10 protein-coding genes are annotated in these 12,275 nt (G+C 55.8%); 9 read left to right on the top strand and 1 reads right to left on the bottom strand.

Annotation, left to right across the window (positions count from 1 at the left end; translation table 11 throughout):
• The first annotated feature begins 2 nt into the window (after positions 1-2).
• The 3 genes from HGAS_RS06950 to HGAS_RS06940 are packed head-to-tail and all read left to right on the top strand — an operon-like array spanning position 3 to position 3,276.
• The gene (locus HGAS_RS06950; protein WP_233993737.1) at positions 3-896 is read left to right on the top strand and encodes a carbohydrate ABC transporter permease; all 894 of its coding nucleotides are present in this window, start codon (positions 3-5) and stop codon (positions 894-896) included.
• A complete protein-coding gene (locus HGAS_RS06945) occupies positions 893-1,780 on the top strand; it encodes a carbohydrate ABC transporter permease (protein ID WP_019127096.1) in 888 nt (295 codons plus the stop codon). Before HGAS_RS06950 ends, HGAS_RS06945 begins: the two co-directional genes overlap by 4 nt.
• Before the next feature lie 8 nt (positions 1,781-1,788).
• Positions 1,789-3,276: an arylsulfatase gene (locus tag HGAS_RS06940; RefSeq protein ID WP_019127095.1), complete on the top strand. Its 1,488-nt coding sequence runs from the start codon at positions 1,789-1,791 to the stop codon at positions 3,274-3,276.
• Positions 3,277-3,321: 45 nt separating this feature from the next.
• Here HGAS_RS06940 and HGAS_RS06935 read toward each other — a convergent pair whose 3' ends face one another.
• A complete protein-coding gene (locus HGAS_RS06935) occupies positions 3,322-3,885 on the bottom strand; it encodes a hypothetical protein (RefSeq protein WP_019127094.1) in 564 nt (187 codons plus the stop codon).
• A gap of 293 nt (positions 3,886-4,178) precedes the next feature.
• Here HGAS_RS06935 and HGAS_RS06930 point away from each other — a divergent pair, with 293 nt between their 5' ends.
• From HGAS_RS06930 to HGAS_RS06905, 6 genes are all read left to right on the top strand, one after another.
• Positions 4,179-5,879: a bifunctional folylpolyglutamate synthase/dihydrofolate synthase gene (locus HGAS_RS06930; protein ID WP_019127093.1), complete on the top strand. Its 1,701-nt coding sequence runs from the start codon at positions 4,179-4,181 to the stop codon at positions 5,877-5,879.
• 91 nt (positions 5,880-5,970) lie between these two features.
• Complete coding sequence (locus HGAS_RS08550) at positions 5,971-6,876, top strand: dihydroxyacetone kinase subunit DhaK (RefSeq protein WP_081581516.1); 906 nt, start codon at positions 5,971-5,973, stop codon at positions 6,874-6,876.
• Entirely contained in the window at positions 6,876-7,517 is a 642-nt protein-coding gene (gene dhaL / locus HGAS_RS06920; protein ID WP_019127091.1) for a dihydroxyacetone kinase subunit DhaL, read from the top strand. Before HGAS_RS08550 ends, dhaL begins: the two co-directional genes overlap by 1 nt.
• 9 nt (positions 7,518-7,526) lie before the next feature.
• Positions 7,527-8,279, top strand: coding sequence for a dihydroxyacetone kinase phosphoryl donor subunit DhaM (gene dhaM / locus HGAS_RS06915; RefSeq protein WP_019127090.1), 753 nt, complete (start codon positions 7,527-7,529; stop codon positions 8,277-8,279).
• A 45-nt stretch (positions 8,280-8,324) separates the two neighbouring features.
• Positions 8,325-11,861: a chromosome segregation protein SMC gene (gene smc, locus HGAS_RS06910; RefSeq protein ID WP_019127089.1), complete on the top strand. Its 3,537-nt coding sequence runs from the start codon at positions 8,325-8,327 to the stop codon at positions 11,859-11,861.
• A gap of 56 nt (positions 11,862-11,917) precedes the next feature.
• The gene (locus HGAS_RS06905; RefSeq protein WP_019127088.1) at positions 11,918-12,274 is read left to right on the top strand and encodes a hypothetical protein; all 357 of its coding nucleotides are present in this window, start codon (positions 11,918-11,920) and stop codon (positions 12,272-12,274) included.
• Position 12,275: the final 1 nt, after the last annotated feature.

The raw sequence follows: 12,275 nt of genomic DNA, 5'->3' as shown, positions 1-12,275 counted from the left end.
TCATGTCCGTCTCGTCTCGGAGCCGGGGGCGTCGGGGAGGGATGCGCGCACGCCAAGCGCGTACCGCGTATCTCTTCCTGACCCCCGCGGTCATCTACTTCGTTCTCTTCATGTTCTGGCCGCTGATCCAGGAATTTCAGCTATCCTTTACGCGCGGCTTTACAACGCTGCGCCCCGTGGGATGGAAGAACTATTCCTCGATCATTCGTGACCCCGAAGTCCAACACGCCTTCGGAATCACCCTGATCTACGCGGCCTCGGCACTGATTTTGGGCGCGTGCGTGGGCTTGCTCCTTGCTCTCATCCTCAACCAGAAATTCCGTGGGCGCACTCTTGCGCGCACGATGATCCTGACCCCATATATGACCTCGGTGGCCATCGTTGGCTTGATGTGGCGCAATATCTTGGACCCGACGACGGGTATCTTGAACTCGGTGCTCTCAAGCCTGCACCTTCCCACCCAGCAGTGGCTCACCACCGCGCCGCTGGCAACACTCGTTGGGATTACCGTGTGGCAAGAAGCCGGCTACTTCATGCTTCTTTTCCTGGCTGGCTTGCAGGGCATCGATCCTCAGATTTACGAGGCCGCGCGCCTCGATGGTGCATCCCCTTGGAAGCGTTTCTGGTCCTTGACCCTTCCACTCCTTGCCCCGACGACACTCTTTGTCGGTCTGGTCGGAATGATTTCAACCCTCCAGCAATTTGGCCTACCGTACTTGGTGACCAATGGTGGGCCCGGAAACGCCACGAGCTTGTACGTCTACCAGGTCTACCGTGAGACCTTCCAGAGTGGAAACTTGGGCTATGCGTCTGCCATGAGCTTCGCCTTCTTGGCAGTCATTATGGTTTTGTCCCTGATCCAGATTCGGACGGGACGAAGGAAAGAGGCACTATGATGTGCGTACCTACCCCGCCCCCGGCCTCGGCAGTCATCAAAAAGAAGAAGAGCATCGCTGACGAAGAGCTCTTCCCGGGTGCGCGCCTGGTTTCGCTGATCTTCATCTGGATTGCTGCTGCTATCGCTGTTGCCCCGCTGCTGTACATGATCTCTTTGGCTTTCCAATCCGACGCTGAAGTTTCCGGTGGATCTGCGGTCCTCATCCCTGCGAAATGGCAGTGGGAGAACATTGGGAGGCTCTTTGCGGCGGCACCCTTTGGCCGTTTCCTCTTCAACTCGATCCTGGTCGCCGGGTTGATCACTTGCTCGCACATCCTTTTCGCTCCGCTGGTTGGATACGTTTTTGCGAAGTTTGATTTCCCGGGCAAACAGGTCTTCTTCATTGCGATCTTGTCGACCATGATGATCCCGCTCTTCGTGCGTATGATCCCGCTCTACGTGTGGTTCTCGCAGATCGGATGGCTTGATACCTATCAGGGTCTGGTCATGCCATTCCTTATGAGTGCTTTCTCGATCTTCCTCATGCGCCAGTTCATTGCGGGCGTGCCCGACTCTTTGATCGAGGCGGCCCGCGTGGACGGGGCCAATGAGCTAAGGATCTACCGTTCGATTGTTCTCCCGCAGTGCAAACCCGCACTGACGGTCCTGGGATTGTTCACCTTCGTTTTCCAGATGAATGAATTCCTGTGGCCCTTGATTGCGACCAGCTCGCTGGAGATGCGAACAATTACTATTGGACTATCAATCTTTAAGAGTGAATCTTTCACCGCTTGGAACCTGACGGCAATGGGATCTCTCATGCTGTTTATCCCCGTGTGCTTGCTCTTCGTCCTCACGCAGAAGCACATTGTTCAGGGCATCGCGATGACGGGTATCAAGTAGGAGTTACCGTGAGTGAGAACCATCCGAATATCGTCCTCATTGCCGTTGATCAATGGAGGGGGGATTGCCTGTCGATTCTTGGACATCCCGACGTGCGCACCCCCTATCTTGATCAGCTAGCTGGGGGAGGAGCGCAGATGACGCAGGCCTATGCGGCTTGCCCCACCTGTGTTCCTTCTCGGATGGGACTCATGACCGGAACCGCACCGACGACGCACCGTCGAATCGGCTATCAGGACGGAATTACCTTCGATATGCCGGTTACGCTCCCCGGAGCACTTCGCGATGCCGGGTACCAAACCCAAGCAATCGGCAAAATGCACTACTGGCCAGAGCGCGGTCGTATTGGTTTTGATGATGTCATTTTGCACGATGGCTATCTTCACTACTCGCGTCACCGCGAGCGCGATTCGCGGATGTACGACGACTACCTGACGTGGTTGCGTGAACAAGAGGGCGCGGGTGCCGCGGAGGACTACATCGATAATGGCCTCGAATGTAATTCGATGGTTGCGCGTCCTTGGGATAAGGCGGAAAAACTGCACCCCACGAACTGGGTTGTCACCGAGGCAACGCAGTGGCTGTATCGGCGTGACCCCACCTGCCCATTCTTCCTTTACCTGTCCTTCCATCGTCCTCATGCCCCGCTTGACCCGCCGCAGTGGGCTTTCGACAGTTATGACCAGGAAGAGCTCACTCTTCCGGGCGAGGACAATTGGTCGGATGAATTGATGAGTGAAGAGAGACGGGATTGGGACCCGACCGCACTCGCTGCCCACTATCGTGAGAGGGACGTGCGGCTCGCGCGCGCCGGCTACTACGGGCACATGACGCACATTGATTCCCAGATTTCCAGGTTTATCCAGACGCTAGGGGAGTTCGGACTGGCTGAAAATACGGTGGTTGCTTTTGTCTCCGACCACGGGGATATGATGGGCGATCACGGACTGTGGCGAAAAGGTTACCCTTACGAGGCTTCCTCACACGTTCCCTTCATCTTGTATGGTGCTGGGATCGCTCCCGGTACGCGCGTGGATAGCGTGGTTGAGATCCGCGACGTAATGCCAACCCTGCTGGACGTTGCGGGAGTTGAGATCCCCGAGGAAGTTGAGGGGCGCTCTGTCCTTCCCTTGATTGCCGAGGCCGACGATGAAGTTCCGTGGAGAGAGTACCTTCACGGCGAGCATTACTTGTTTGAGCAATCGATACAGTGGATTCGTTTCGATTCTTACAAGTATGTGTGGTTCTCTACTTGGGGAATCGAACAGCTCTTCAACCTCGATGAAGACCCCGAAGAATTGGTTGACCTGTGCAAACTTTCCGCTGATGCGCGAAGCAGCGAAGTCAGCGATGCGCTTCTTCGTGGGAGAAACTACCTGATCGCAGAGCTTGAGGGACGCGAAGAAGGATATGTGGCTGACGGGCGCTTAGTTCCCGGACGCGAATCCGTGAAGGTCCTGACGCATTCCTATCCGCTTCGCGAAGAAGCACGTTAGGTCTGGAGCAAGGTTCGTCTCGATCATGAACCTTCTCGTGAAGGGTCAGTGGGATGAAGCCGGGTCGGGAGTGATGCTTGGATCTCCGTCGACAAAGTATTTGTAGGTGTCGTGGGGATTAACAACGTTACAGGTGACCTCATAGGTGCTCTCAGAGGTTGCTCCCTTAGCGGTACCCGTGAGGGAAGCAGTATACGTATATTTCAAGTCTCCACTCTCGGTTTTGCCCTGGTTCCTCACGGAGCGCGTCTTGATGATGCTGATAGCATCCATCTTTCCGGACTCGTCTACCGCTTTATAACAAGCCTTTCGGTTTTCCGTAGTGATCTCAATAGTGATCCCCTCGTCGAGGTAAGACGAAGTAGCAGTCGGTGAACTTGATGCGGATGACGATGGATCAGACGTGGTGCTCGATGAACCACTGCCGGCAAGCGCTCGCATCAAGAAGAAACCGCAGATGATGGCTAAGACGATAGCAACAGCAATCCATACTCCAGCACTGCCTCTTTTCTTAGGCGTCTGTGGAGCCTGGGGTGCTTGGTACTGTCCTGCGGGGACAGGAAAGCCTTGAGGAGCGGGAGAAGCGGAGTTTGGAGTGAATTGAGACATGGTGTCCTTATCGATCTGCTCTGTTAATTGCCAACCTTGTCGAAGTTTATGTTTTAAATCATCGTCTGTAAAAAGTTCCTCTTTCGAATGTGTCCGGAAGCGCCTTAGTTAGCGCGGCGAATTCTTGCGTGTGGGAGGGACGAATGAAATGTGAACGCCAGTAGCGAACCGCGGTCTGAGCGCGCAGCGCCTGTGCGGCCTCGTCGATAGAATAGGCGCAGCTTACTCAGCTTCAAACGAAGCCCAACGCGACCACTCACCGACCACGCGAAAGGGCTAACCAAGGAGGACTCATGGCGGGCGAATCATTCTTCACGCACGATCCAAACGAGGAAACACGCGCAGCGCGTGCGGAAGACGATACCCAGCTTCACGGCACGATTCCCGCAGATCTCATTCCCTACCTTGAAGAAGCCGATCGCGTTGATGACGAAGACTTAGTCGGTGACGATCAGCAAGAAGAAGTGAGCGAACGTGATCTTGCTCTGGAGGCCTTGGCTCTGAACTCCATGCTTTTGGGGCCAGATCCCTCCATTGTTGCTGAGCTCGAAGGCGACTACTCGCAGTGGGGTGAAGACTGGGAGGAAGAGCTGGCTGAACGCCGTGCAGAAGATGCGCACCGCGAGGCCCTTGACGATGCCGCGCACACAGCAGCAGTCCTCGAGCGAGTTGAAGAAATCTACCAACAGATCATCGCTCGTGTTCCTGAGCACCAGGTTCAGCCGACCCTTGACCGCGTGACCGAAACCCTGGACATCTTGGGTGATCCTCAAAATAGCTACCCCAGCGTTCACATCACCGGAACGAATGGGAAGACCTCTACGACTCGCATGATCGATGCGCTCCTGGGTGCTTTTGGTGTGCGTACTGGTCGTTTTACTTCGCCGCATCTGGTTGATGTTCGTGAGCGCATCACAATCGAAGGTGACTCAATTTCTCCCGATGAATTCGTTCGTACGTGGGAGGATATTGCACCCTACATCGAGATGGTCGACCGTGCCCACGCCGAAACTGATGGGACGAAACTGTCTTTCTTCGAGGTCTTTACCGTCATGGCCTTCGCGGCATTCGCTGATCACCCCGTCGATGCTGCCGTCGTCGAAGTCGGTATGGGTGGCCGCTGGGATGCAACGAATGTGATCGATGCCGGTGTTGGTGTCATCATGCCCATCGCCATCGATCACGAAAAGTGGTTGGGTTCGACAATTCGTGAAATTGCGGAAGAAAAAGCAGGGATTATCAAGCCTGGACAGATCGTGATTGTTGCTAAGCAACAAGAAGAAGCACTTCGAGTCATTGAAGAGCGCGCCGCCCAGGTCGATGCGATTGTTCGCCTTGAAGGTAGGGACTATGAAGTCCTGGATCGTCAGCTGGGAGTCGGTGGGCAGATGATTACCGTACGCACACCCGCCGCGCTCTACGAGGATGTATTTGTCCCTCTCTTTGGTGATTACCAGGCAAGCAATGCGGCAGCTGCCATCGCAGCAGTTGAAGCCTTTATGGGAGGTCGTGCGCTGGACGCGAAGGTGGTCGAGGCTGGAATGCTAAGCGCTACATCGCCGGGGCGCCTTCAGGTCGTGCGCCACTCGCCGACGATTATCGTCGATGCTGCGCACAACCCCGCGGGCGCGCACACTCTGGGTGAATCCATTTCCGAGGCCTTTGACTTCGAGCGAGTCGTTGGCGTGTACTCGGCAATGGGGGATAAGGATATCGAGGGAGTTCTCGGTGAGGTCGAACCCTATCTGGATTCCATCGTTATCACGCAGATGCCGGGGACTCGCGCCAAGCCTGCAGAAGAAATTGCACAGATCGCACGCGAAGTTTTTGGCTCCGACCGCGTGGATGTTCAAGAAGACATCCTCGAAGCAATTGCGACCGCAGTGAACCTTGGTGAATCTGGAGATGAAAGTGCACCTGCGACGGGTGTTGTCGTCTTTGGCTCGGTTTTGTTGGCCGGTGAGGTTTTGCGCTTAATGGATATTCGCCCCTGAATACCTGAGTTGCCTACTTGGGTACCCTAGTATTTTCAGGATGTACGCGGGTATTATGAAGCGAAGGACCTGATCAAAGGGGTGGATACGGTTGACTGAATCGCAAGTTGTGATCACCGTCCGCTCAGATTCGCGCCCTGCCCTCGCGTTCATTTCCGGTGGCGGTGGCGGACACGAGCCTCTTGACTCCGGGTTTGTTGCTCCTGGAATGCTTCACGCCTGCGTGACGGGGCCTCGTTTTACATCACCCTCAGCACCTGACATTGCCCAGTTGATGGAAGAAGTTACCGCCGAACTGCGCGTGAACACGATTGTCGCATTGGTGAAGAACTATACCGGCGATGTATTGAATTTTGAGTTGGCCGCGGAGCTAGCGGCAGCTTCCGGGCTTGAATGCATAATGATTCGCGTCTGCGACGATTGTGCGACTCGAGAGGTGTCTCAAGGCGCTCGCGGAATTGCGGGGACCGTGCTCTACGAGAAAATTCTGGGCGCTGCAGCCTGGCTGGGACAAGCCAGTGAAGAACTCGTCTCTTATGCCAATCAAATCGGCGAATCCATTGTCAGCTACGGCGTCGCCTTCCGTGCTCCCTCAGATGAGCAAGGAATTCCCGTTTACGATATCCCCGCGGGACAGGCCGAGCTGGGAGTGGGGATCCACGGCGAGAGGGGAGTAGATCGTCGTACCTTCTCACAGCGCCGCGAAGTGATTGAGCACTGCGTCGATGAAGTTTTTTCCCAACTCGCCCCTGGAGATGATCCTTTGATCGTTCTGGTCAACGATCTTGGACAGGCAGACCCCAATGACACTGAAAGCGCGCTTCTGAGCGTCAATGAACGCGCAGAAAACTTAAGCATGAGTATTGCGCGTACCAAAGTTGGACGATTCGTCACCAGTGCGGACATGGACGGGCTGTCAATCACACTTATGCGCGCAAATCCCGCTATCCTTAGCCTTTACGATGCTCCGACACTTGCCCCCTCATGGAGTGAATAATGACCACCATCAACACACAATGGCTCGAGCAATGGATGGACCTTTGTGCCACCGCTTTGCTTCGAGATGAAGAACGACTGACCGAACTTGACCGACAGATCGGTGACGGTGACCACGGCATCAATATCACGCGTGGCTTCTCTGAGGTTCGCCGCCTCATCGAAGAACAAACTCCTGCCTCCCTCTGCGAAGGGCTCACCCTGGTCGCAAAGACCTTGCTTGTTCACGTTGGCGGGGCCTCGGGTCCCCTGTATGGAACCGGCTTCCTTCGCGGAGGCCGCGCCATTGCAGAGCACCCCGATCTTGGCGCTAGCGAAACAATCGCGCTCCTGTACGAGGCCATCGCGGAAGGTATTGCCCACCGAGGGAATGCCGAGGCCGGGGATAAGACCATGCTCGACGCGTGGCTTCCCGCCGCTCATGCCGCTCGCGATGCGTGTGAGAAAGGCGCCTCTGTTGATGAGGTTCTCTCAAGCGCTGCCCAAGCTGCGCAGCGCGGCGCTACCCTCACCGAAGGAATGAAGGCTCTGAAGGGGCGCGCATCCTACCTGGGTGAACGTTCCGTTGGGCATCTAGACCCGGGTGCCGTTTCATCCGCAATCATCATCATGCAGGCAGCGCGCGCTGCCGCTGAAGAATAGGACACCCCAATGGCGCGTGTTTCTTTTGTGATCATTTCTCACAGCCATGAACTGGCAAAGGGAGTCGTTGACCTCGCGACGCAGATGGCCCCCGATGTCCACTTTGAGATCGCAGCTGGAGATGACACAGGTGCTTTGGGTACATCCATGCACAAAGTAGAAAACGCGCTCGACCGCGCTTTGGCGCAGGTTCACAAACCAGGTGATGAAGAATGCTGCAGGGGCGTTCTTTTGATGTGTGACCTTGGCTCGGCAACCATGGTGGCCCAGACAGTTCTTGAACTCCGGGGCAATCCAAAAGACTGCATGTGCATCAATGCGCCTCTTGTCGAGGGCACAATTGCTGCAGCTGTCGCTGCACGGGGAGGATTGGGTCTTCGCCAAGTTGCTGCAGCTGCCTATCAGAGCGTCATCGATATGGCGGGTAGAGCGCGCAGTGAACTTGAGCAGATTACTAGCGTGAGCCTTGACGCGAATTCGAATGTTCTTTCATCCCTTGATGCATCGAAGAAGTTTCGCGAAGCCGATATGGTTGTCACTGATCCTGCAGGCTTACATGCACGTCCGGCCGCTCTTCTTGTCCGTGCACTCGCATCCTTGGACGTCCAGGTGTGGATCAACGATGTCGATGCCTCGTCGGTCCTCGAAATTATGTCCCTGGGAGTGCGCCATGGTGAGCACGTCCACGTTCGCGCTCAGGGACCTGATTGCGACAAAGCGTTGGAACTCGCCCGCGATATGCTCGAGGGCGGCACGCATTGAGCAATAATCCGCTGAAAATCTTCAGGAAGCTTTAGGCTGGGTCTCGTGCACCTGAAAACCCTGTCCCTGAGAGGATTCAAATCCTTCGCCAGCGCAACGACTCTTCGCCTTGAACCGGGGATTACCTGTGTCGTCGGTCCGAATGGTTCCGGCAAATCTAATGTCGTTGACGCTCTTGCCTGGGTGATGGGGGAGCAGGGAGCAAAAACTCTTCGCGGTGCCAATATGGCGGACGTGATCTTCGCCGGCACATCTGGCCGGGCCGCATTAGGACGCGCTCAAGTTGACCTCACCATTGACAATTCAGATGGCCTTCTCCCCATTGACTATTCCGAAGTCACTATTTCGCGCACGCTTTTTCGCGGAGGTGGAAGCGAATACGCCATTAATGGAACTTCCGCTAGGCTCTTAGATATTCAAGAGCTCCTGTCGGATACCGGCATGGGTCGGCAGATGCACGTCATTGTCGGCCAAGGCCAACTGGATACAATTTTGTCCTCGACTCCTGAGGAACGGCGCGGCTTTATTGAAGAAGCAGCAGGCGTGCTCAAGCACCGCAGGCGGAAAGAGCGCGCGCTTCGAAAGCTCTCAGATATGGATCAGAACCTGGTTCGTGTTCTTGATCTAACCAGCGAAATTGAACGTCAATTACGTCCGCTTGCCCGTCAGGCAAAGATTGCTCGGCGTGCGTCGATCATTCAAGCGCGGGTACGTGATGCGAAGGCACGATTGCTTGCTGATGATTTGGTTATTGCTCGCGACAAGCTTCGTCGAGGTTCCGAGGACGCGGGCACACAGCATGAACGCTTGACCTCCCTTCAAGAAGAAGAGGCACGTGCACAAGCGCGTATCCGTGAATTGGAAGCAGAGGAAGCCGAGCGTCATCCGCATGCCGCGCAGGCGATGGAAGAATGGCAAGCTCTCACCGCAATCGCTGAACGCCTCAACGCAACAATGACGATTGCTCGCGAACGAGTATTGACGCATTCTCAGCCAGAGTTGGCACCGCAAAGCGAAGACCCAGCTTCTTTGGATGAGCGTGCGCAGGCAGCAAGCCACGAGGATGCGCAGATCCTTCAACGCGTGCAAAGCGCTTCAGAACGCGTCGATCAGGCACTAAGGCAACGTGGTGAGGCTGAAAAACGTGATGACGAGGCCCAGCGTGCCCTTGCGCAGGCAAATCGTCTGCTTGCCGATTATCGCGAGGCAAGCGCGCGACTGAGTGCTGGGGTGGCCTCGGCTGCATCACGTCTTGATGCCGCGCAATCGGAAGCACAACGTGCGGCGCATCAACTGGATGCGGCGCGAGAGCGCCAAGCTCAAGCTGCGCGCGAGGCCGAAGCCTATTCGGAAAACGATCCCCAAAACGATTCAACTGCCTCGAAAGCCCTGAATATCGCGCAAGCAAAGCGAGAGGAAGCACGCGAAAAGGTCGATGAACTTCTGGCGCGAGAGCGCGATGCTCGGGCAGAACGAGCTCGCTGGGAGGCACGCCGCGACGCGCTCGCCCAAACGCTTACTCCCAGTGACGGCACCGCCTCGTATCTGAATGCTCCCGGTGCAAAGGGTGATCTACCCAGCGCACTCCACATCCGTGCGGGTTATGAAAACGCAATTGCGCAATTGCTTTCTCCTTTTGCCGATGCCCTGGTCATCGATACCCCAGAACATGCCTGGCAGACCGCTGCCGATGCACGTCAAAAAGCTCAGGGCCGCGTGCGTCTTCTTGTCGACGACGCATCGAATTCTCAAAAAACGCCGAAACTTGATGGCCTTGCAGGTGCATGGGCAAAGGATCTCGTCACTTCGACAGCATTCGATGGGCTTGTCGATGCTCTTCTCGCGGGTTCATGGGTGTGTGAGACTCTGGAGGAAGCTCGTCAAGCTTTGACGCACCCAGAAATCGAACGCGTTGCAACGACTCAGGGAGATGTTCTCTCGCGTACCTCGATGTTGGTTGCGGGCGACGAAAGCGCCTCACCACTTGCCCTTCGCGCGCAATATGAGGAAGCAGCGGCAGCCGCAAGCGCAGCTATGGAGGAAGAGCGCCGAGTACAAGAAGAATTAACACGTGCCAACGCTGCACTTGACCTAGCAGTTCGCGGCGCGAATCAAGCCCTGAAGACCCTTCGTGAAGAGGACGCGCGTCAAGCAAAGATTGCCCAGGAAGCCGCGCGCGTTCACAGTGCTCTTCGAGCTGCCCGTGCTGAGACGACTCGCGCCGAGGAAACCCTCAAGCGTGCGCAAGAACAGCTGGAACAGGCACGCGAATCTCATGAAAATGCTCAGCAGCGCCTGAAAAATGCAGCCCTCGAGGCGCCCGATGTTGATCTCGAGGCCGCCAGCCGTCACGCAGAAGAGTGTGCGGCAGCCGCACGTGCAGCCCGTGACGAAGAAACCCAGGCCCGGTTGGCTTTACGGGCTGCAGAAGAAGAGTCCCGAGGCGCCGCGTCCAGAGCGCGAAATCTTCGCCAAGCCGCCGCGCGAAGTCGTGAAGAACGCATTGCTTATCAGCGGAGGGAAGAACGCCGTCGGCGTGAACTCTCGCGAGCTCAAAGAGTCTTGGAGGAAGCGCAGAAGGGTTATGCTCGCGCTCAGAGTGCGGTTGCCTCCGCAAAGGCTCGCCGTGATGCGATTGAAGAATCGCGAAAGGCCGATTCAGAGAAACTTACTGCCGTACGCCGGGAACTTGATGACGTGCGTTCGCAAATTTCGCAGCTTACTTTAGCCTCGCAGCAGGCTGAGATTTTGCGTGCCGAATTGCGCATGCGGGTGGAACAACTCGAGACACGTGCCATGGAGGAGCTCTCTTTAGAAGGCGATGAACTGATTGAGCACTACGGTCCGCACAATCTTGTTCCTGTTTTGAGCGAAGAATCCGCAGAATCAGATGTCGAGGCGGAAGACGATGCTGAAATCCCTGCTCGTCCTTATGTTCGTGAAGAGCAAGTTCGCACCCTTGATCAAGCACTGAAAGAGCTTGAAAAACTTGGACGTGTGAACCCGCTGGCCTTGGAAGAACATGCAGCGCTTGCCAAACGCCATGAGTTCTTGGTTGCCCAGGTACAGGACCTGAAGAAATCCAAGTCAGATCTGCTGACGATCATCGAAGACGTCGATCGCTTGGTCCAGGAGGCATTTGAAGAGGCATGGGCGGATACCGCGCGCCACTTTGAACATGTTTTTGGCGTTCTTTTCCCCGGGGGAGAGGGGCGTCTGGTTTTGACCGATCCTGATTCCATGCTTGATACAGGGATCGAGATTGAGGCTCGACCTGCTGGGAAGAAAGTCAAGCGACTTTCTTTGCTTTCGGGCGGAGAGCGATCCTTGGCGGCTTTGGCATTCTTGGTTGCAATCTTTAAAGCTCGTCCTTCTCCCTTCTACGTGATGGATGAGGTCGAAGCTGCTTTGGATGACATCAATTTGTCGCGTCTGCTGGAAATATTTAAAGAACTTCGCGCGACTTCGCAGCTGATTGTCATCACTCACCAAAAACGCACGATGGAGATTGCGGATGCACTCTATGGCGTGACGATGAGAGATGGCGTGACGCGTGTAGTTTCTCAACGCCTCAATGATTGAAACGAAAAAACCGTGTCCACTTGGCACAGCCGCGTGTGGGATGGGAAAGTTAAGGCATGATTGAAGGAATTGCGGTCTACATCGTCACGATGATCGTCATGCTTGCCATCGCCTCGGCCGTCATTTTAGGTTTTGCATTGCACCGGCGAAGTGCTGATCAGTGGAGAGACCATCTTCGGAATCAGTCCGGACAGGAAATCCCCGCCCAGATCCCGCAAATTAGCGTTCGTGAAGAGAACATGAACGCTGTCCTTGAGTCCTCGAAGGGCTCTCGCGGGTACATGGTGGCAGATGGCCTTCCAGGTTTCGAAGCCGTTGAAGCAATGACTGAGCGCATTGAAGATATCGCCACCAGGCGTGGGGCACACGCGAAGCCCGCCCCAACTGAGGCCGATACCTCGAAAGATGCATAAG

It is taken from the genome of Actinomyces sp. ph3, from assembly GCF_000308055.1.
Classification (GTDB): Bacteria; Actinomycetota; Actinomycetes; order Actinomycetales; family Actinomycetaceae; genus Pauljensenia.
This window is presented reverse-complemented; position numbering and strand designations above follow the sequence as displayed.